This window comes from Kitasatospora sp. NPDC018619 (assembly GCF_044391605.1).
In the GTDB taxonomy this organism is placed as follows: Bacteria; Actinomycetota; Actinomycetes; order Streptomycetales; family Streptomycetaceae; genus Kitasatospora.
Window position 1 is genome coordinate 130,969 of record NZ_JBISAI010000013.1, and the last position, 21,522, is coordinate 152,490.

Genomic DNA, 21,522 nt, shown 5'->3' on the forward strand with positions numbered 1-21,522 from the left:
TTCACGGCTGCTGTGCCAGGTGTGGCGGATCGTTACTTCGATCGCCTGGTCCCGCTCAGGCGCGGGGGCTGCCGGAGCTGGAACCAGTAGAAGCCGTGCCCGGCCAGGGTGAGCAGGTAGGGCCACTCGCCGATCGACGGGAAGCGCACCCCGCCGATCAGCTCGACCGGGTACCGCCCGCCGTACTGCCGCAGGTCCAGCTCGGTCGGCTGCGCGAACCGCGAGAAGTTGTTCACGCACATGACCAGGTCCCCCTCGTACTCGCGTACGAAGGCCAGCACGGCGGGGTTGCTGGAGGGCAGTTCGGCGTAGCTGCCGAGGCCGAACGCCGGATTGAGCTTGCGGATCTCGATCATGCGACGCGTCCAGTGCAGCAGCGAACTCGAACTGCTCTGCTGCGCTTCGACGTTGGTCACCTGGTAGCCGTACACCGGGTCCATGATGGGCGGCAGACTGAGCCTGCCCGGGTCGGCCGAGGAGAAACCCGCGTTGCGGTCCGGGGTCCACTGCATCGGGGTGCGCACGCCGTCCCGGTCGCCGAGCCAGATGTTGTCGCCCATGCCGATCTCGTCCCCGTAGTAGAGCACCGGCGAGCCGGGCAGGGAGAGCAGCAGGGCGGTGAACAGCTCGATCTGGTTGCGGTCGTTCTCCAGCAGCGGGGCCAGCCGGCGGCGGATGCCCACGTTGGCGCGCATCCGCGGGTCCTTGGCGTACTCCGCGTACATGTAGTCGCGCTCCTCGTCGGTGACCATCTCCAGGGTCAGCTCGTCGTGGTTGCGCAGGAAGATGCCCCACTGGCAGCCGCCCGGGATCTGCGGGGTCTTGGCGAGGATCTCCGACACCGGGTAGCGGGACTCGCGGCGCACCGCCATGAAGATCCGCGGCATCACCGGGAAGTGGAACGCCATGTGGCACTCGTCGCCGCCGGAGGCGAAGTCGCCGAAGTAGTCGACGACGTCCTCCGGCCACTGGTTGGCCTCGGCGAGCAGCACGGTGTCGGGGTAGTTGGCGTCGATCTCCTTGCGGACCCGCTTGAGGAACTCGTGGGTCTCCGGGAGGTTCTCGCAGTTGGTGCCCTCGCGGGCGAACAGGTACGGCACCGCGTCCAGCCGGAAGCCGTCGATGCCGAGGTCGAGCCAGAACCGCAGCCCGGCGATCATCTCGTCCTGGACCCGGGGGTTGTCGTAGTTGAGGTCGGGCTGGTGCGAGAAGAAGCGGTGCCAGAAGTACTGCTTGCGGACGGGGTCGTACGTCCAGTTGGACGTCTCGGTGTCGACGAAGATGATCCGGGCGTCCGGGTACTGCTTGTCGTCGTCGGCCCACATGTAGAAGTCGCCGTACGGCCCGTCCGGGTCGGACCGGGAGGCCTGGAACCACGGGTGCTGGTCGCTGGTGTGGTTCATGACGAAGTCGATGATGATGCGCATGCCGCGGGCGTGCGCGGCGTCGACGAACTCCATGAAGTCGGCGAGGTCGCCGAACTCCGGCAGCACCGAGGTGTAGTCGGACACGTCGTAGCCGCCGTCGCGCAGCGGGGAGGCGAAGAACGGGGGGAGCCAGAGGCAGTCGATCCCGAGCCACTGGAGGTAGTCGAGCTTGGCCGTGAGCCCCTTGAGGTCCCCGACCCCGTCGCCGTTGCTGTCCTGGAAGGACCGCACGAGCACCTCGTAGAAGACCGCACGCTTGAACCACTGGGGGTCGAGCTTCTTCTTCGAGGTCTCGGGGAAGGTGTCGGGGACGGGCTCGTTCACTGTCACGCTGGGTTCCTCCGAACCGTGAGGAGGTGAGCCGGCTCGGCTGAGGGATCGAGCCGGACGTAGTTGTGCCGGCCCCAGGTGTAGACGGCGCCGGTGAGCTCGTCGTGCACCGCGTACGGGCCGTCGCCGTCCAGCGTGACGGTGGCCTCCTGGACGTGGTGCGGGTCGAGGTTCACCACGGTGATGACCTGGTCGGTGAGCCCCTCGGGGGTGGTCGCGGTCTTGGAGTAGGCGATCACCTGGTCGTTGTCGGTGGGGTGGAAGCGCAGGTCGCGCAGCTGCTGGAGGGCGGGGTGGCGGCGGCGCAGCCGGTTCAGCACGGTCAGCAGCGGGGCCAGGGTGTCGGTGCGGCTCCAGTCGCGCGGGCGCAGTTCGTACTTCTCCGAGTGCAGGTACTCCTCGGAGCCCGGGTGGGCCGGCTCGTTCTCGTACAGCTCGTAGCCGGCGTAGACGCCGTAGCTGGGGGAGAGGGTGGCGGCGAGCACCGCGCGGACCGCGAAGGCGGCCCGGCCGCCGTGCTGGAGGTACGCGTGGAGGATGTCCGGGGTGTTGGCGAAGAAGTTGGGCCGCATGTAGGCGGCGTCACCGGTGAGCTCGGTGAGGTAGTCGGTGAGTTCCTGCTTGGTGGTGCGCCAGGTGAAGTACGTGTACGACTGGTGGAAACCGATCTTCGCCAGGGTGTGCATCATCGCCGGCCGGGTGAAGGCCTCGGCCAGGAACACCACGTCGGGGTCGGTCCGGGCGACGTCGGCGAGCACCTTCTCCCAGAACACCACCGGCTTGGTGTGCGGGTTGTCGACGCGGAAGATCCGGACGCCGCGGGCCATCCAGAACCGAAGGATCCGGATGGTTTCCTTGACGATTCCGTCCATGTCCTGGTCGAAGTTGATCGGATAGATGTCCTGGTACTTCTTCGGCGGATTCTCGGCGTACGCGATGGTGCCGTCCGCGCGGTGGCTGAACCATTCCGGGTGCTTGTTCACCCAGGGGTGGTCCGGCGAGCACTGGAGGGCGAAGTCCAGCGCCACCTCCAGGTGCAGCGCCTGCGCCTCGGCGACGAAGTGGTCGAAGTCCTCCAGGGTGCCCAGGTCCGGGTGGACGGCGTCGTGGCCGCCCTCGGGGGAGCCGATCGCCCAGGGCGAGCCGACGTCGTGCGGACCGGCCGTCAGGGTGTTGTCCGGGCCCTTGCGGAAGGCTCGCCCGATCGGGTGGACGGGCGGCAGGTAGACCACGTCGAAGCCCATCGCGGCGACGGCGGGCAGCCGTTCGGCGGCGGTGCGCAGGGTGCCCGACCGCGGCGGCTCGACGCCGGTCGGGTCCACCACGGCGCCCTCCGACCGGGGGAAGAACTCGTACCAGGAGCCGAACAGCGCGCGCTCGCGGTCCACCTGGAGCGGCAGCGGGCGGGAGGCGGTGAGCAGCTCGCGCAGCGGGTGGCGGGCCAGCGCGTCGAGCACCTCGGGGGCGAGCGCGGCGGCCAGCCGGGACAGCGGCGGCAGGGACGGGTCGCGCAGCGCGTCGGCGGCGGCCAGCACGTCGGCGCGGCCCTCCTTCTTGGGCACGCCGCGCGCGGCCTGCTCCAGCAGCCGGGCGCCCTCCTCCAGGACCAGTGCGGTGTCGATCCCCGCGGGCAGCTTGACCGAGGCGGTCCTGCGCCAGGTGGCGATCGGGTCGCTCCACGCCTCCACCAGGTACGACCAGCGGCCGGGCGCGGTCGGCGTGACGTGCGCCCCCCAGCGGTCGGTGCCCTCGGCCAGTTCGCGCATCGGCGTCCACGGGCCGCTGCGGCCGCGCGGGTCGCGCAGCACCACGTTGGCGTTGACGGCGTCGTGGCCCTCGCGGAAGACCGTCGCGGTGACGGCGAAGGTCTCGCCGACGACGGCCTTGGCCGGGCGGCGGCCGGCGTCGATCTGGGGACTGACGTCCAGGACGGGGATGCGGCCGATCACGGTGTCGCTCTCTGTCGTCTTGCGGGCGGCGGGCTTGCGAGCGGCGGGCTTCCGGGTGGTCGCCCTGGTGGCCGGGGCCTTCGGGGCCGCGGACCCGGCGGCGCCCTGCTCGGCGTCGGTCCGCGGGCTCGCGGCCTTCGGGGTGGCGGCGGTGGTGCGGCGCGTGGTGGTGGTGCGCCTGCGGGGTGCCGCCGTCCGCTCCTCCTCGCCCCCGGGGTGTCGGGGCGCCGCGGAGGCCTCGGATTCGGAGGATCCGGTACGGACGGTGCCCGACGCCCTCGGCGCCGGCATCGCCGGATCTGTCCGAGTGTCAGAATCCATCCGGCCGGCGGATTCCGCGACCGCTGCGTCGGGGCCTTCGGCCACCGGTGTGGACTGGTCCCGCGTGTCGCCGTGCATGCCAAGCTCCTGCCCGAGATCGGCGGCAGCTCCCCGCGGGCCTGGGCGGGCCGGGGGAGTACCGGAGGACTGCTGGGTGGGGAGGACGTGCGACCGGAAGCCTGCCCGCGCCGCTGTTCCCGGCAACCTGCCCGGCGCCCGCCGAGCCGGCGGTGGGACGCCCCGGAGCCCGTGTGCGTCCCGGCGCACGCCTCCGCGGGGCGCGCCCCCGGCCGACCCGGTCCACCCGTGAACGAGCGGACCGGGCGCGAGGACACGCGTCCGAGCGCGGTGAGCGCCGAATGGGCTAAGAAGGGCGGGAACAGCCAACGCGAAAAGGATTCGGACGTGCTGCTTCGCGGGGGACGCCACCCGTCGTCGCACTCCCCACAGCATCAACGACCTTCGGTCATCCTCGCACTGCCGACAAGGTTTTCGCAGCGGTACGACAGCAGTTTCGAGCCTTCTCCCGGGGGGATCCGCCGCCGGAAATGAACCCGTACCGAAGAGTTCACGTATTGGTAGCGCGGGCCCCCGAAATGTGCGCCTCGCGCGCCCCCCGTGCAGACCAATGCGCCGAATGCGATCTCATCAATAGGCCGAACGGATGCCCAATAGCCCACTTGACGCACTGTGGGGCCGGCCGCCGCGGCTACGCTTCACGCCGTGAAGGCAATCCGCAGATTCACCGTCCGCACCGTCCTGCCCGAACAACTCCAGCCGTTGCACGAGCTGGCCCTCAACCTGCGCTGGTCCTGGCACCCCGAGACCAGGGACCTCTTCCGGTCCGTGGACCCGGAGGTCTGGGCCGCGACCGGCGAGGACCCGGTGCGCCTGCTCGGGGACGTCCCGGCCGCCCGGCTGGCCGCGCTCGCCACCGACCGGCGCTTCCTGCGCAGACTCGGCGACCTCGCCGACGACCTGCGCGAGTACCTGACCGGCCCCCGCTGGTACCAGGCCCGGCAGCAGTCCGACGACGCCGCCCCGCTCCCCGCCGCGATCGCCTACTTCTCGCCCGAGTACGGCATCGCCGCCGCGCTGCCCCAGTACTCCGGCGGCCTCGGCATCCTGGCCGGCGACCACCTCAAGGCCGCCAGCGATCTCGGCGTGCCGGTGGTCGGCGTCGGCCTGTTCTACCGGCACGGCTACTTCCGCCAGTCCCTGAGCCGGGACGGCTGGCAGCAGGAGCGCTATCCGCTGCTCGACCCGGACGAACTGGCGGTCAGCCTGCTGCGGGAGGCCGACGGCACCCCCTGCCGGGTCGACCTCGCCCTGCCCGGCGGCCGCACCCTGGCCGCCCACGTCTGGAAGGCCCAGGTCGGGCGGGTCCCGCTGCTGCTGCTCGACTCCGACATCGAGGCCAACTCGCCCGCCGAGCGGGACGTCACCGACCGGCTGTACGGCGGCGGCAGCGAGCACCGGCTGCTCCAGGAGATGCTGCTCGGCATCGGCGGGGTCCGGGCGGTGCGCGCCTACTGCCGGCTCACCGGGCACCCCGCCCCCGACGTCTTCCACACCAACGAGGGCCACGCCGGCTTCCTCGGCGTCGAACGCATCCGCGAACTGGTCGCCGACGACCGGACGGGCCTCGACTTCGCCGCCGCCCTGGAGGCCGTCCGGGCCGGCACCCTCTTCACCACCCACACGCCCGTCCCGGCCGGCATCGACCGCTTCGACCGCGAGCTGGTCGCCCGGCACTTCGGCGGGGACGCCGCGATGCCCGGCGTCCCGGTCGACCAGGTGCTCGCGCTCGGCGCCGAGAGCTGGCCCGACGGGGATCCGAAGCTCTTCAACATGGCCGCCATGGGCCTGCGGCTGGCCCAGCGCGCCAACGGGGTCTCCACCCTGCACGGCGAGGTCAGCCGCTCGATGTTCAACGGCCTGTGGCCCGGCTTCGACGCCGTCGAGGTGCCGATCACCTCCGTCACCAACGGCGTGCACGCCGCCACCTGGATCGATCCGGCGGTGGTCCGGCTCGGCGCCGCCGAACTCGGTGCCGAGCGCGCCGAGGAGGCGATGACCACCGGCGAGACCAAGCGCTGGACGGGCCTGGAGCGGATCGGCAACACCGAGGTCTGGGAGCTGCGGCGCGCGCTGCGGGCCCAGCTGGTGGAGGAGGCCCGCCGCCGGCTGCACGCCTCCTGGCGCCGGCGCGGCGCCGGCGAGGCCGAGCTCGGCTGGGTCTCCTCGGTGCTCGACCCCGACGTGCTCACCATCGGCTTCGCCCGCCGGGTGCCCTCGTACAAGCGGCTCACCCTGATGCTGCGCGACCCGGAGCGGCTGCGCGCGCTGCTGCTGCACCCCACCCGGCCGGTGCAGATCGTGGTCGCCGGCAAGGCCCACCCGGCCGACGACGGCGGCAAGCGGCTGATCCAGCAGATGGTCGCCTTCGCCGACGACCCGGCGGTGCGGCACCGGATCGTCTTCCTGCCGGACTACGACATGGCGATGGCCCAGCGGCTCTACCCGGGCTGCGACGTCTGGCTGAACAACCCGCTGCGCCCGCTGGAGGCCTGCGGCACCTCCGGGATGAAGGCCGCGCTCAACGGCTGCCTCAACCTGTCCGTGCTGGACGGCTGGTGGGACGAGTGGTTCGACGGCCGCAACGGCTGGGCGATCCCCACCGCCGACGAGGGCGGCCGGGTGCTCGATCCGGACAGCGGCGAGGCCGAGCGGCGCGACGACATCGAGGCGGCCGCGCTCTACGACCTGATCGAGAACCAGGTCGCCGCCCGGTTCTACGACCGGGACGCGGACGGGCTGCCGCAGCAGTGGATCGCGATGGTCCGGCACACCCTGGTCACCCTCGGGCCCAAGGTGCTGGCCGGGCGGATGGTCCGGGAGTACGTCGAACGGCTGTACGCCCCGGCGGCGCAGGCCCAGCGGGAGCTGGCCGGGCAGCAGGGCCGCGGCGCGCGCGAGCTGGCGGAGTGGAAGGCGAAGGTCCGCGAGGCCTGGCCGGCCGTCCGGGTGGAGCACGTCGAGGCGGACTGCCCGACCGAGGCGCAGGAGCTCGGCAGCTCGCTGGCGCTGCGGGTGCAGGTCGCGCTCGGGACGCTGCGGCCGGGCGACGTCGAGGTGCAGGCCGTCTCCGGCCGGGTGGACGAGCGGGACCGGATCTCGGACGCCTGCCTGCTGGCCCTCAAGCCGGTCGGCGGCCCGGACCTGGACGGCCGCACCCGCTACGAGGGCTCGCTGGAGCTCTGCCGGACCGGCCCGTTCGGCTACACCGTCCGGGTGCTGCCCGCGCACCCGCGGCTGGCCTCGCCGGCCGAGCTGGGGCTGGTCGCCCTGCCGGCCGAGTCGGCCGGGATGGACGCCGGGCTGCTGCGCTGAGCCCTCGGTACGCCCGCGGGCGGCCGCGCGCCTGAACCGGGTGCGCGGCCGCGCCCGTACGACTACCGGGAAGTGGGGAATGCCCGGCCGGGTGCGTGACGGCGCACCCGGACGGGCACATTCATGGGGCCGCAGCCGCTAGACGAGGCTGTCCCGCCAGGCCCGGTGGAGGGCGGCGAACCGGCCGGAGCCGTCGATCAGCTCCTGTGGAGAGCCATCCTCCACGATCCGGCCCTGATCCATCACCAGGACACGGTCGGCGATCTCCACGGTGGAGAGCCGGTGGGCGATGATCACGGCCGTGCGGCCCGCCAGCACGGTGCGCATCGCCCGCTGAACGGCCTGCTCCCCGGGGACGTCCAGCGAGCTGGTCGCCTCGTCCAGGATCAGCACCGATGGGTCGGCCAGCAGCGCGCGGGCGAAGGCCACCAGCTGGCGCTGGCCGGCCGAGATCCGCCCGCCGCGCTTGCGCACGTCGGTGTCGAAGCCGTCCGGCAGGGCCGCGACGAACCCGTACGCGCCGATGTCCCGGGCGGCCTGCTCGACCTCCTCGCGGGTGGCGTCGGGGCGGCCGACCGCGATGTTCTCGGCGACGGTGCCGGAGAACAGGAAGGACTCCTGCGTCACCATCACCACCCCGCGCCGCAGCTCCGGGGTGGCCAGGTCGCGCAGGTCCACACCGTCCAGGAGGATCCGGCCGTCCGTCGGGTCGTAGAAGCGGGCCAGCAGCTTGGCGACCGTCGACTTGCCCGCGCCCGTCGCGCCGACCACCGCGACCGTCTGGCCGGCCGGGATCCGCAGGTCGAAGGCCGGCAGCACCTCCTTGCCCGTCCGGTAGGCGAAGCGGGTGCCCTCGAAGCGCACCTCGCGGCCCTTGCCCGAGGCGGCCGGCAGCTCGGCCGGCTCGGCCGGCTCGGCGACGGTCGGCTCGTGGGCCAGCAGGCCGGAGATCTTCTCCAGGGCCGCGGCGGCCGACTGGTAGCTGTTCAGGAACATCGCCAGCTGGTCGATCGGGTCGAAGAGCCGGCGCAGGTAGAGCGCGAAGGCGGTGAGGACGCCGAGCTCCAGCGCGTCGTCCACGACCAGGTAGGCGCCGAGCAGCACCACGCCGGCCGTCCACAGGTTGGCGATGGCGCGGGAGAGGCCGACGTAGCGGGCGATCTCCAGCAGGCCGTCCGCCGTCGCGGTGGCGGACTGCCGGTTGACCACCGCGAAGGCGGCGTCGTTGGCCTTCTCCCGGCGGAAGGCCTGCACGGGGCGGATGCCGTTCATGGTCTCGGTGAAGCGGACGATCAGCGAGGCGGCCGAGGTGCGCGAGCGCCGGTAGACCCGGCGCGAGCGGCGCCGGAAGGACCGGGCGACCAGCGCCAGCGGCAGGAACGCCGCCAGCGAGACCAGGCCGAGCTTCCAGTCGAGCGCCAGCAGCAGCACCGAGATGTAGCAGACCGACAGCAGGACGGTCAGCAGCTCCTGGAGGCCCTCGGAGAGCAGCTCGCGCAGCGCGTCGATGTCGCTGGTGGCGCGGGAGATGATCCGGCCCGAGGTGTAGCGCTCGTGGAAGTCCAGGCTGAGCCGCTGGGCGTGCCGGAAGATCCGCCCGCGCAGCTCCAGCACGATGTCCTGGTTGACCCGGGCGCTGATCTTGATGAACACCCACTGGAGCACCGGGCTGAGCAGCGCGCAGAACAGGTAGGCCGCGACCACCGCGACCAGCGGGCCGGAGTCGTGCTCCCGCAGCGCCGGGATGCCGCGGTCCATCGCCAGCGCGACCAGCAGCGGGCCGGACTGCAGGGCGGCCTGCTGGACGAGGATCACCACCATCGCGACGGTGATCCGGGCCCGGTGCGGGCCGAGCAGCGAGCGCAGCAGCGCCCGGGGCGCGCCCGGCGGGACGGGGATGTCCTCCTCGTCGGCCGGCGGCGGGGGCAGCTCCTCCTCGGCGGCGGTGGGCTCGACCCGTACGGGTTCGGCGGTGGTGGTCATGCACGCGCTCCGTTCGGCATCAGGCGGCCCTCGGGCTCCGGGGCGGCCTCGCCCGACATCAGTTCTCGGTAGTGCGCGCAGTCGCGCAGCAGCTCCTGGTGGGTGCCGACGGCCTCGATCCGGCCGTCCGCCAGCACCGCGACCCGGTCGGCGAGCAGCACGGTGCTGGGGCGGTGGGCGACGACCAGGGCGGTGGTGGTGCCGAGGACCTCGCGCAGCGCCCGCTCGACCAGCGCCTCGGTGTGCACGTCCAGGGCGGAGAGCGGGTCGTCCAGCACCAGGAAGGCCGGGTCGCCGACCACCGCGCGGGCCAGCGCGAGGCGCTGGCGCTGGCCGCCGGACAGGCTCAGCCCCTGCTCGCCGACCTCGGTGTCGACGCCCTGCGGGAGCTTCTCGACGAAGCCCGCCTGGGCGGTGGCCAGGGCGGTGCGCAGCTGCTCCTCGCCGGCGCCGGGGGAGCCCATCAGGACGTTCTCCCGGACGGTGGCGGAGAACAGGGTGGGCTCCTCGAAGGCGACGGCGACGAGTTCGCGCAGCCGCTGCCGGGGCAGCTCGCGGATGTCCCGGCCGTCCAGCGTGATGGTGCCGGCGGTGGCGTCGTACAGCCGGGGGAGCAGGGCGGTGAGCGTGGTCTTGCCGCTGCCGGTGGCGCCGACCAGGGCCATCGTCTCGCCGCTGCGCACGTGCAGGTCGACGCCGGCGAGCAGGTCGGGGCTGTCGGCGGGGGCGTCCGGGTAGCGGAAGCGGACGCCGGTGAAGCGGATGCCGTCCGGGGCGGGGAGCCCGGCGCCGGCCGGCGCCGCGGCGGGGGCGTCCGCCTCGGGGGTGTCCGCCTCCGGGGTGTCCGCCTCGGTGTCCGGCTCGTCCAGCACCTCGAAGAAGCGGTCGGTGGCGGTGGCGGCCTCGTTGGCGTAGGCGAGCAGCCAGCCGAGGGACTCGACCGGCCAGCGCAGCGCGAGCGCGGTGGACAGGAAGGCGACGAGGGTGCCGGCGCTCAGCTCGTCGTGGGCCACCAGGTAGGAGCCGACGGCGAGGGCGCAGGCCAGCGCGATCTCCGGCAGGCCGACGATGACCGCCCAGAGGTTGGCGAGCAGGTGCGCCTTGCGCAGCTCGGTGCGGCGCAGCGCCTGGGCCTGGGTGCGGAAGCGCTCCGCCATCGACCGGTGCCGGCCGAAGGCCTTGAGGATGCGGATGCCGAGGACGGACTCCTCGACCAGGGTGGCGACGTCGCCGTTCTGGTCCTGGGCGAGCCGGCTGGCGCCGGAGTAGCCGGACTCGAACCGCCGGGTGAGCACGAACAGCGGGACGACCGGGGCGAGGGCGATCAGCGCGAGCCGCCAGTCCTGGGTGAACATCACCACCGTGCCGGCCAGGAACATCACCGAGTTGACGACCAGGAAGACCAGCGGGAAGGCCAGGAACAGCCGCATGGTGTACATGTCGGCGGTGGCCCGGGAGAGCAGCTGGCCGGAGCCCCAACGGTCGTGGAAGGCGACCGGCAGCCGTTGGAGCTTGGCGAAGAGGTCCCCGCGCATCGCCGTCTCCAGCCCGGCGAGCGGGCGGGCCAGCACCACCCGGCGGGTGTAGAACAGCGCGGCCTCGACCAGGCCGAGCAGGAGCAGCAGGCCGACCAGCGGCCAGAGGCCGGCCAGGTCGTGCTCGGCGAGCGGGCCGTCCACGATCAGGCCGAGGACCACCGGGACGGCGAGGGTGCTCAGCATGCCGAGCGTGGCCGCCGCCACCGAGACGGCCAGCCGGCCGCGGACGGCCCGGGCGTACGGCCACAGGCGCAGCAGGGAACGGACCGTGGAGCGCCGCGGCCCGGGCCCGGCGGTGCCGGGTCCGTCCGTCCGGGAGGTCTCCGGGGTCGGGGTCGCGGGGTCCTGCGTGTTCTCGGCCATCGCGGTGAGGGTAAGCAGAGATCCCGTCATTTCTCATCCGGTTTTTCGCCCCTGTCGGCGGCGCCCGTCGAGAACCGGCCACCCGGTTGGGCGGTGGCGGGCGTGGAACGGGGGGCGTGCGCCGCGGTTTGTGCAGGGAGGAATGCGCCGGGCGCCTCTTGCGAGCGCCCGGCGATCAGCCGATGTCATCTCCTGACGGATGTTCAGTGGTACGTGAGTGACAGGAGCGCACAGATGACGGTCGACACCGAACCCACGCCTGGTCCCGGCTCGGCAACCGTGCAGGTGCGGGCCCAGCTCAGTCTCAGCACGACCGCGGCGCGCAACCTGGCGACGACGACCAAGTCGAAGCCGCAGATGCAGGAGATCACCTCCCGCTGGCTGCTCAGGATGCTCCCCTGGGTGCAGGTCAGCGCGGGCACCTACCGGGTCAACCGGCGGCTGAGCTACGCGCCCGGGCGCGGCCGGGTGAGCTTCGCCAAGACCGGCTCCGCGGTGACGGTGATCGCCCCCTCGCTGGCCGAGGTTCCGGCGCTGCGCGGCTACGAGGACGAGGAGGTGCTGACCGAGCTGGCCCGCCGCTTCGTCCAGCGGGACTTCGCCGCCGGTGAGGTGCTGGTGCAGGAGGGGGCGCCGATCGAGGAGGTGTACCTGCTCGCGCACGGCAAGGTGGACCGGATCGGTACCGGCAAGTACGGCGAGGAGACCGTCCTCGGCTCGCTCGCGGACGGCGACTCGATCGGCGACGAGTCGATCACCGAGGGCGGCGGCAGCTGGCCGTACACCGTGCGGGCGAAGACCTCCGGCGTCGCGATGGCGCTGCCCTGGGCGGTGCTCCAGGACCTGATCGGCCGCTCCGAGTCGCTGCGCGAGCAACTGCTGGGCTTCGCCGCCGACGCCGCCCAGGCGCAGAACGAGCACGGCGAGGCGGAGATCGACCTCTCGGCCGGCCACTGGGGCGAGTACGAGCTGCCCGGTGCCTTCGTGGACTACGAGCTGAGGCCGCGGGAGTACGAGCTGAGCGTCGCGCAGACCGTCCTCAAGGTGCACACGAGGGTCGCCGACCTCTACAACAAGCCGATGAACCAGACCGAGGAGCAGCTGCGGCTGACGATCGAGGCCCTGCGCGAGCGGCAGGAGCACGAGCTCGTCAACAACCCGGAGTTCGGCCTGCTCGCCAACGCCGACTTCGACCAGCGGATCCAGACCCGCACCGGGGCGCCCACCCCGGACGACCTGGACGAGCTGCTGAGCATGCGCCGCGACACCGACTTCCTGTTCGCCCACCCGCGGGCGATCGCCGCCTTCGAGCGGGAGTGCAACCGGCTCGGCGTCTACCCGGCCACCGCCGACGTCCTCGGCAAGCGGCGGCCGACCTGGCGCGGGGTGCCGATCTTCTCGTGCAACAAGATCCCGGTCTCCGACCAGCAGACCAGCTCCTTCATCGCGATGCGCGTGGGCGAGGACAACCAGGGCGTGGTCGGCCTCACCCAGGTCGGCATCCCGGACGAGGTGGAGCCGGGCCTGAACGTCCGCTTCATGGGCATCGACGAGAAGGCGATCGCCTCCTACCTGGTCAGCACCTACTACTCGGCGGCGGTGCTGGTGCCGGACGCGATCGGTGTGCTGGAGAACGTCGAGCTCGGCCGCGCGGGCAGCTGAGCCGGGCCGGGGCCACCACGTCGCGCTTCACGGGGCGGGCGCGCGCAGCAGGCGCAGCGAGCGCCCGCCCAGGACGACGGCGCCGTCCGGGGCCGGCCCGCCCGGCCCGTCCGCGGTGTCCACCACGGTGAGCCACCCGGCGGCCGGCGCCCGGGCCGGGTCGCCGGGCAGGGTGAACTCCACCGGCTCGGGGCCCGCGTTGAGCAGCAGCAGGAAGCTGTCGTCGGTGAGCGGGCGCCCGGCGTCGTCCCGTTCGGGCAGCGCGGTGCCGGAGAGCAGCATGCCGAGGCAGGCGGTCGGCGCGAACCAGTCGGCCTCGGTCATCTCGGTGCCCCGCGGGGTGAACCAGGCGAGGTCGGGGCGGCCGCCGGGGACGGTCGCCCGGCCGGAGAAGAACGCCCGGCGGCGCAGCACCGGGTGGGCCCGGCGCAGGCGCACCAGGCGGGCGGTGAGCTCGCACAGCTCCTGCCAGCCGGGCTGCTCCAGCAGCGACCAGTCCAGCCAGCCGACCTCGTTGTCCTGGCAGTAGGCGTTGTTGTTGCCGCCCTGGGTGCGGCCCAGCTCGTCCCCCGCGGTGAGCATCGGCACGCCCGCGGAGAGCAGCAGGGTGGCCGTCAGGTTGCGCAGTTGGCGCAGCCGCAGCCGGTTGATCCGCTCGTCGGTGGTCTCGCCCTCGGCGCCGTGGTTCCAGGAGCGGTTGTCGTCGGTGCCGTCCCGGTTGTCCTCGCCGTTGGCCTCGTTGTGCTTGCGGTCGTAGGAGACGAGGTCGCGCAGGGTGAAGCCGTCGTGCGCCGTCACGTAGTTGACCGAGGCGAACGGGCGGCGGCCGGCCCGCTGGTAGAGGTCGGAGGAGCCGGAGAGCCGGTAGCCGAGTTCGCGCACGTCCGGGCGGGCGCCGCGCCAGAAGTCCCGCACGGTGTCGCGGTAGCGGTCGTTCCACTCGGCCCACAGCGGCGGGAAGCCGCCGACCTGGTAGCCGCCCGGGCCGACGTCCCACGGTTCGGCGATCAGCTTCACCCGGCTGAGCAGCGGGTCCTGGGCGACGGCGGAGAGGAACGGGTGGTCCGCGTCCACGGCGTCGGAGTTCCTGGCCAGGGCGGCGGCCAGGTCGAAGCGGAAGCCGTCCACGCCCATCTCGGCGACCCAGTACCGCAGCGAGTCGGTGATCAGCCGGATCACCTGCGGGCGGCGGGTGTCCAGGGTGTTGCCGCAGCCGGTGTAGTCGGCGTAGCCGCGCGGGCGGTTCGGCGGGAGGCGGTAGTAGGCGGCGTTGTCGATGCCGCGCAGCGAGAGCGCCGGGCCGAGGGCGCCGCCCTCGGCGGTGTGGTTGAACACCACGTCCAGGATCACCTCGATCCCGGCGGCGTGCAGGGCGCGGACCATCCGCTTGAACTCGCCGACCTGGCCGCCGCGCGAGCCGGAGGCGGAGTAGCCGGCGTGCGGGGCGAAGTAGCCGATCGAGTTGTAGCCCCAGTAGTTGACCAGCCCGCGGGCCTGGAGGTGGTCCTCGCTGGCGAACTGGTGCACCGGCAGCAGCTCGACGGCCGTCACCCCGAGGCGGGTCAGGTGGGCGAGGGCGGCGGGGTGGGCCAGGCCGGCGTAGGTGCCGCGCAGCTCGGGCGGGACGTCGGGGTGGCGCATGGTGAAGCCGCGCACGTGCAGCTCGTAGAGCACCGTCTCGGCCCACGGGGTCTTCGGGCGGCGGTCGTCGCACCAGTCGTCGTCGTCGTGGACGACCACGGATCTGGGCACGTACGGCGCGGAGTCGCGGTTGTCCCGGACGGTGTCGGCGACGTCCGCCTCGGGCCAGTTGCGCACGGCGGAGCAGGCGGCGTCGTGGGAGGTGTAACAGCCGTCGACGGCGCGGGCGTACGGGTCGAGCAGCAGCTTGGCGGGGTTCCAGCGGGCGCCGGTCCACGGGTCCCAGCGGCCGTGCACGCGGTAGCCGTAGCGGGCGCCGGGGCGCACGCCGGGGAGGAAGCCGTGCCAGACCTGGGCGTCCTGCTCGGTGAGGCGGTGCCGGCTCTCCCGGCCGTCCTCGTCGAACAGGCACAGGTCGACGGCTTCGGCGCCGGCGGCCCAGAGGGCGAAGTTGGTGCCGGGGCGGCCCTGGCGGTCGGTGTGGTGGCGGGCGCCCAGGGGGTGCGGGCTGCCGGGGGTCAGCTCCTGCTCCGACGCCATGGCGGGGGCCTCCCTGGGTGGGGTGTTCCGGGTGCATTCACCTTCTCTTTCCCCCGCCGCGGCCCTCTCCGCACCCCGTCGTCTCCACGGCCCCCTCCCGCCCCGCGCACCGGTGGGGCGGGAGGGGGCGGGGTTGCCGCTGTGGCGTGTCTTCGGCGGCCGGGGGCTCGTTGTCCCGGGCGTCGGACGTGAACAGTGGGAGGCCCCGTGATGCGGCGCCGAGGACGGGTGTGGGCGCGGGGTGCGGCGGCGGTGGCCTGCTGCGTTGCCGTTCTGACGGGCTGCGGCGGGCCGCCGGTGCCGCCGGGCGGGGACGCCGTCGCCGCGCGCGGCCGGGCGGCGCCCGCGCCGTCGCGGGCGGTGATCGCGGTGCAGCCGGCGGACGGGGCGCAGGACGTGCGGCCCGAGGGGGCCGTGCGGGTGAGCGCGGCGCAGGGGCGGCTGGTGTCGGTGCGGTTGGCCGACGCCAAGGGGGCCGAGGTGCCCGGCACGATCGGCCCGGACGGCTCCGGGTGGGCGCCGGACGGCCCGCTGCCGCTCGGGACGGCCTTCACACTGGACGCGGTGGCCGAGGACGAGCAGGGGCAGAAGGCGGCCCAGCACTCGGCGTTCACGACCGTCACCCCGACGCACACCTTCGTGGCGTTCTTCACGCCGGAGGACGGCTCCACGGTCGGGGTCGGGATGCCGGTGTCGCTGCGGTTCAGCCGGCCGATCACCGACCGGGCGGCGGTGGAGCGGGCCGTGCAGGTCGCCGCGGACCCGCCGGTGCCGGTGGCCGCGCACTGGTTCGGCAACCAGCGCCTCGACTTCCGCCCGCAGCAGTACTGGGCGGCCGGCACCAGGGTGTCGGTGGCGCTGCGGCTCAGGGACGTGCAGGGCGCGCCGGGGGAGTACGGCACCCAGAGCCGGGACCTGCGCTTCACCGTCGGGCGGGCGCAGGTCTCCAGCGTCGACCTGGACGCCCACACGCTGACGGTGCGGGCCGGGCAGGGCGGCAAGGTGGTCCGGGTGCTCAAGGTCTCCGGCGGCAGCCGCGACCACTCCACCTACCGGGGGGTGATGGTGGTGTCGGAGAAGTACAAGGTGACCAGGATGAACTCGCAGACCGTCGGCATGGGCGACGAGTACGACATCAAGGACGTCCCGCACGCGATGCGGCTCACCGCCTCCGGCACCTTCGTGCACGGCAACTACTGGGCGGATCCGGGGGTGTTCGGCACCGCCAACACCAGCCACGGCTGCATCGGGCTGGCCGACGCCAAGGGCGGGGCGAGCAAGGACTCCCCGGCGGGCTGGCTGTTCGAGCACACCATCCCGGGGGACGTGCTGGAGGTGCGGGCCTCGTCCGGGGACTTCGTGCCGCCGCAGAACGGGCTCAACGGCTGGAACCTGCCGTGGGAGCAGTGGGTGGCCGGGAGCGCCCTGCGGCCGGGGGCGTCGGCCGGTCCGTCCGCCGGTCCGTCCGCTCCGTAGGGGCGCTTCCGGCCGTTCTGTCCGCCTTTACGACTGCTTCACATCCCGTCAACCAGACTCCTCCCAGACTTCACTCGGAAGGCTTAGTTATCCTGCTCCGGCGCGTCCGGGGTCCGGCCGGAAAGATCGGCCGGACGGTGCAACTCATGGGGGCACTCAACGCGTCAATCGAGTGGATACCGGGAGGGGAGAAACCGTGAAGACGGGTAAGACGGCCGGCGCGGCGATACGCACCACCAACCGCTACGGGCGCCGGAGCGCGATGGCACTGGTCATGGGCGGGGTCCTGCTGCTCACCGCGGCCTGCAACGACGACAAGGACGGCGGCTCGGGCGGCTCGGGCGGCGGCAGCGCGGCTTCGGCGCCGGCCGCGGCGGACGGGGGTGCTCCTTCCACCCCGAAGCCCTCGGCCGCGGTGCTCGCCGTGCAGCCGGCCGACGGCGCCCAGGACGTCCCGCCGAACGGGCTCCAGGTGTCCGTCTCCAACGGCAAGCTGACCACCGTCGAGGTGACGGACAAGGACGGCAAGCCGGTCGAGGGGGCGATCACCCCGGACGGCTCCGGCTGGAAGCCCGCGGCGGCGCTCGCGGTCGGCATGGCGTACAAGGTGAACGCGCAGGCGAAGGACGGCGAGGGCCTGGTGGCCGCGTCCACCACCTCGTTCACCACGCTGACGCCGGAGAAGAAGGTCTCCACCAACGACAACATCAGCGACGGCGCCACCTACGGCGTCGGCATGATCGTCTCGGTGAACTTCAACAAGGACGTCAAGAACAAGGACGCCGTCGTCAAGGGCATCAGCATCGAGTCCAGCAACGGCACCGTGGTCAAGGGCCACTGGTTCGGCGACCGCCGGGTGGACTTCCGCCCGGAGCAGTACTGGGCGCCGGGCACCAAGGTGACGATCAAGTACCGGCTGAAGAACGTCGAGGTGGCGCCGGGCATCTACGGCGACGTGGACAAGGACGAGCCGTTCACCATCGGCCGCTCGATGATCTCTACCGCGGACGCCAAGACGCACCAGATGACCGTCGAGCGGGACGGGCAGAGCACCACGCTGCCGGTCACCCTGGGCGCGGACGCCACGCCGTCCTGGGGCGGGACGATGGTGGTCATGTCCAAGGAGAAGGTCACCCGGATGAACTCGCAGACCGTCGGCCTCGGCGGCGAGTACGACATCCAGGACGTGCCGCACGCGATGCGGCTGACGACCTCGGGCACCTTCGTGCACGGCAACTACTGGGCCAGCCCGTTCGGCAAGACCAACGCCAGCCACGGCTGCGTGTCGATGCAGGACGTGAAGGGCGGCAGCGACAGCTCGGTCGCGGGCAAGTTCTTCAACGACTCGATGATCGGCGACCCGATCAAGATCGTGAACACCAAGGAGAAGACCGTCGCGCCCTCCAACGGGCTGGGCGGTTGGAACGTGGACTGGGCCAACTGGTAGGCCCTACCCGCCGTTCGGCCCGGGTATCCGGGGCCTGCGGCGAGTCCTTCTCCGCGCGGCCCGATCCTCACCCGTTGGGGGCGGGCCGCCGCGGTTTCCGGCGCGGCGGGTGCCGCGCACGGAGCAACCTTTCCGAAGGCCGGGTGGAGGTACCGGTCGGGTCCGTCGGGTCCACGGGGAGTTTCTCGGATCTTCTGAGGGAGGGATCGACGTTGGGGTCGATACGCAGGACGGTGGCGGTCGGTCTGGTCGGCGGGGCGATGGCGCTGACGGCCGCCTGCGGCGGGGCCGGTGGGGGCAGCGGGGGCAGCGGGAGCGGTGCGGGGAGCGCGGCCAAGGCCGACCTGGGGGCCGGCGCGGCCGCCGCCGGGCCCGCGGCGGCGGCCACGGCGGCGCCCTCGGCGGCGCCCGGCAGTGCGGCGCCGAAGGCCTCCACGGCGGTCGTGAGCATCGAGCCCGGGCCCGGCTCGGTGGACGTGGCGCCGAACGCGCTCAGGGTCGGCGCGACGGGGGGCAGGCTCACCACCGTCAAGGTGAGCGACAAGGCGGGCAGGGAGGTCCCCGGCAGCATCGCCGCGGACGGCTCCTCCTGGACGCCCGCGGCCCCGCTGGAGGTGGGCACCGCCTACCGGGTCAGCGCGATGGCCGCGGACGCCGGGGGTGCGGTCGCCACGGCGGACAGCAGCTTCACCACGCTGACCCCGACGGCGCTCGCCAAGGCCGCCGACAACGTGGACAACGGCGCCACGTACGGCGTCGGCATGATCGTCTCGGTGAACTTCAGCAAGGACGTCAGGAACAAGGACGAGGTCGCCCGGGGCATCGGCTTCGAGACCGACAACGGCACCGTGGTCAAGGGCCACTGGTTCGGCGACCGCCGGCTCGACTTCCGCCCGGAGCAGTACTGGGCGCCGGGCACCAAGGTGGTCGTGCACTACCGGCTCAAGAACGTCGAGATCGCCCCGGGGGTGTACGGCGGGGACCGGGACGAGCCCTTCACGATCGGGCGGTCCCAGGTTTCGACGGTTGACGCCGCCGCGCACAAGATGACGGTCGTATCGGATGGGCAGACGAGCGAGATCGACATCAGCGCCGGTGCGCCCGAACACCCCACCTGGAACGGGACGATGGTGGTCATGTCCAAGGAGGGCGTGGTGCGGATGCAGTCCAGCACGATGCCCGGGATGACCGGCGCGCCGTACGACCTCCAGGTCCCGCACTCGATGCGGCTCACCGACTCCGGCACGTACGTGCACGGCAACTACTGGAGCCGGAGCAGCACCTTCGGCGAGGACAACGTCAGCCACGGCTGCGTGGGCCTCAAGGACGTCGAGGGCGGCGGCGCCGGCACCTCGGCGGGGCGGTTCTACGACGGCTCGCTGGTCGGCGACGTGATGGTGGTCAAGAACTCGGTCAGGAAGGAGACGCTCGACCCGGCGAACGGGCTGAGCGGGTGGAACCTGCCGTGGAGCGCCTGGTGAGCGGCTGCTGAGACGGGGGAGGGGTCAACCCCGGCTTGACGGACGTCGCCCGGGGGAGGCCCCTTCTTGCACCCGGCATATGCCGACGCGAAGAGATCGTTTGCTCATTGTCCGTACGCGGCTGCTTGCGTTCCGCAATGATGGTCCGCATGGCGGGTTGGGGCGAAACAGATCAGTCATCAGTTCCCGGGGCCGGTGCGGTGGCCGAGGCGGCCTGGATCGACGTCCAGGGCGGTGGGCTCTCGGCGCTGGAGCGGCTCACCTCCGAGGAGCTGGAGGAGATGTATTCCGGCAGACTGTGCGACCAGTCGGCGCCCAACGAGGTGCGGCTGCCGTCCCGGCCGGAGTCGGGCCCGGTGGCCCGCAGACTGGTGCTCGCCGTCCTGGAGTCCTGGGAGCTCCACCAGCACCTGGAGTCCGGTGAGCTGCTCACCAGCGAGCTGGTGGCCAACGCCGTGCGGCACGCGGCCGGGCGCACCATCGGCCTGCACGTCAGCCGCAAGCCCGGGTGGCTGCGGATCGAGGTCCGGGACTCCTCCCGGGCGCTGCCCTGCATGATCCTCGCCGAGGCGAAGCCGGTGAACGAGCGCGGACGGGGGCTGCGGATCGTCGACGACCTCGCCGACCGCTGGGGCGCGGACCTGCTGCCGCGGGGCAAGGGCGTGTGGTTCGAGCTGAAGGTGCGCGAGCGGGGCTGAGGGGGCGCGAGCGGGGCCGGGGGCGCCGTCCTCCGGGGCCGCGCGTCCCGTCGGGCCCTCCCCGGAAAACACGCAGGGCCCCCGGATTCGCCGTGGTCCGGCGGGTGGGGGCCCCTGCAGGTCATCGCGCCGGCCAAGGGGGTGCGTGCCGCGCGATGGGCGTCGGCAGTGCCAGGTCGGGCCCGCCGAAGTCGTCCGCCCAGGGCGGCGTGCGGTGCTGCCCGCCGTTGGGCTGCTTCGACTATCGCACGAATCTCAGCATGCGGGCAAACCGGGCGGCTTTGATTGCAAGGCTTGTTACCTAGTTCACCTTTGGATTTTGCATAGGTTAACGCTGCCGCCTGTGAATATTCACGATCGCGGCGAAGTGACCATGGCTTGGCGGATTCGGGCGGCATGCGCGCGTACGGCGGCGGGGGAGAGGGCGCCGGGGCGGCGTGGCGGGGCTGTGGGGGCGGCGGGGGCCCTGGGGTCGCGGGAGGTGCGGCAGGTGCGGCAGAGGCCGCCTTGGAGGGCGTGCGGGCGGCAGGGGGTGCGGCAGTCGGTGCACTCGGGGATGCGGACGGCCGGCGGGCCGGGGTGGGGGCGTACCGGGGGCAGCTTGTCGATCAGGCGGCGGCGGGTGAGGGCCGCCGCGCTGTGGACCTGGGTGGGCAGGCCCGAGGTGAGGGCGTTGGTGAAGAGGGCGAGGGTGGCGCCCCGGGCGAACCACTCGGCGGCGAGCGGTGCGAGCGCTTCGCAGTCGGCGGCGGAGAGCGAGAGGCGGGCGTCCGCGAGGCCGAGGGCGGCGAGGGCGGTGTAGGCGACGGAGGGGAGGTGGGCGCGGTTGGGGGTTCGCTCGTCCGGGGGGTCCGGCGCGGAATCCGTTGACGCGTCCCGGGTGGCGGCCGTGGCCGCGTCGGCCTCCCTGGCCTCCCCGGTGGCGAGGAAGTGGTTCCACCAGGCGTCGGAGCGGGGCGTCCGGGAGAAGTAGGTGCGGAACACCCACTGGGGGCGTTCGGCGTCGACCCGCTCCCGGACGCGACGCAGGTGACCTGCGGCGGAGAGCTTGTTGAGGGCCGAGCGGACGGCCATCTGCCCGAAGAGGGGCTGGTGCACGGCGAGGGTCTTCACGTCCATCGCGGCGCCGTCGGGGAGCTGGTTGATCAGGCTGGCGAGGTAGGCCTCGCGGGCCGGGAGGTGGGAGAAGTCGTCGGCGGCCGGAGGAAGTTGCCCGGGAGCGGACTGCTTGCCGTATCCGGGGGAGGCCATCGCGATAGAGTGGTGAGTAGCC

12 protein-coding genes are annotated in these 21,522 nt (G+C 72.8%); 6 read left to right on the forward strand and 6 right to left on the reverse strand.

All coding sequences use genetic code 11. The annotated features are described in order from the left end of the window. Positions 1-32 precede the first annotated feature (32 nt). Together treS and ACH5AR_RS21715 are read right to left on the reverse strand one after the other, a co-directional pair. Entirely contained in the window at positions 33-1,757 is a 1,725-nt protein-coding gene (gene treS / locus ACH5AR_RS21710; protein WP_396303083.1) for a maltose alpha-D-glucosyltransferase, read from the reverse strand. Then, positions 1,754-3,706 carry an alpha-1,4-glucan--maltose-1-phosphate maltosyltransferase gene (locus tag ACH5AR_RS21715; protein ID WP_396303207.1) on the reverse strand — a complete coding sequence of 651 codons (1,953 nt, stop codon included), beginning with the start codon at positions 3,704-3,706 and terminating at the stop codon, positions 1,754-1,756. Before ACH5AR_RS21715 ends, treS begins: the two co-directional genes overlap by 4 nt. A gap of 1,044 nt (positions 3,707-4,750) precedes the next feature. Between ACH5AR_RS21715 and glgP the strand changes: the two genes are divergently transcribed. Further along, entirely contained in the window at positions 4,751-7,420 is a 2,670-nt protein-coding gene (glgP, locus tag ACH5AR_RS21720) for an alpha-glucan family phosphorylase (RefSeq protein ID WP_396303084.1), read from the forward strand. 138 nt (positions 7,421-7,558) lie between these two features. On the opposite strand, the gene ACH5AR_RS21725 is transcribed toward glgP, so the two are convergent. Together ACH5AR_RS21725 and ACH5AR_RS21730 are read right to left on the reverse strand one after the other, a co-directional pair. Beyond that, positions 7,559-9,403: an ABC transporter ATP-binding protein gene (locus ACH5AR_RS21725; RefSeq protein WP_396303085.1), complete on the reverse strand. Its 1,845-nt coding sequence runs from the start codon at positions 9,401-9,403 to the stop codon at positions 7,559-7,561. Further along, positions 9,400-11,304, reverse strand: coding sequence for an ABC transporter ATP-binding protein (locus ACH5AR_RS21730; RefSeq protein ID WP_396303086.1), 1,905 nt, complete (start codon positions 11,302-11,304; stop codon positions 9,400-9,402). The genes ACH5AR_RS21725 and ACH5AR_RS21730 overlap by 4 nt, the downstream gene beginning before the upstream one ends. A gap of 234 nt (positions 11,305-11,538) precedes the next feature. Between ACH5AR_RS21730 and ACH5AR_RS21735 the strand changes: the two genes are divergently transcribed. Next, a complete protein-coding gene (locus ACH5AR_RS21735; RefSeq protein WP_396303087.1) occupies positions 11,539-12,966 on the forward strand; it encodes a family 2B encapsulin nanocompartment shell protein in 1,428 nt (475 codons plus the stop codon). Between the two features lie 27 nt (positions 12,967-12,993). On the opposite strand, the gene glgX is transcribed toward ACH5AR_RS21735, so the two are convergent. Beyond that, a complete protein-coding gene (gene glgX, locus ACH5AR_RS21740; RefSeq protein ID WP_396303088.1) occupies positions 12,994-15,147 on the reverse strand; it encodes a glycogen debranching protein GlgX in 2,154 nt (717 codons plus the stop codon). 210 nt (positions 15,148-15,357) lie between these two features. Here glgX and ACH5AR_RS21745 point away from each other — a divergent pair, with 210 nt between their 5' ends. The 4 genes from ACH5AR_RS21745 to ACH5AR_RS21760 all read left to right on the forward strand — a co-directional run bounded on the left by ACH5AR_RS21745 (position 15,358) and on the right by ACH5AR_RS21760 (position 20,249). Beyond that, the gene (locus tag ACH5AR_RS21745) at positions 15,358-16,623 is read left to right on the forward strand and encodes an Ig-like domain-containing protein (protein ID WP_396303089.1); all 1,266 of its coding nucleotides are present in this window, start codon (positions 15,358-15,360) and stop codon (positions 16,621-16,623) included. A gap of 196 nt (positions 16,624-16,819) precedes the next feature. After that, positions 16,820-18,070 (forward strand): Ig-like domain-containing protein, encoded by a 1,251-nt coding sequence (locus ACH5AR_RS21750; protein WP_396303090.1) that lies wholly within the window; start codon positions 16,820-16,822, stop codon positions 18,068-18,070. Between the two features lie 212 nt (positions 18,071-18,282). Then, entirely contained in the window at positions 18,283-19,551 is a 1,269-nt protein-coding gene (locus tag ACH5AR_RS21755) for an Ig-like domain-containing protein (protein ID WP_396303091.1), read from the forward strand. A gap of 200 nt (positions 19,552-19,751) precedes the next feature. After that, positions 19,752-20,249, forward strand: coding sequence for an ATP-binding protein (locus ACH5AR_RS21760; protein ID WP_396303092.1), 498 nt, complete (start codon positions 19,752-19,754; stop codon positions 20,247-20,249). A 351-nt stretch (positions 20,250-20,600) separates the two neighbouring features. On the opposite strand, the gene ACH5AR_RS21765 is transcribed toward ACH5AR_RS21760, so the two are convergent. Further along, complete coding sequence (locus ACH5AR_RS21765; RefSeq protein WP_396303093.1) at positions 20,601-21,500, reverse strand: hypothetical protein; 900 nt, start codon at positions 21,498-21,500, stop codon at positions 20,601-20,603. Between the last annotated feature and the right edge of the window lie 22 nt (positions 21,501-21,522).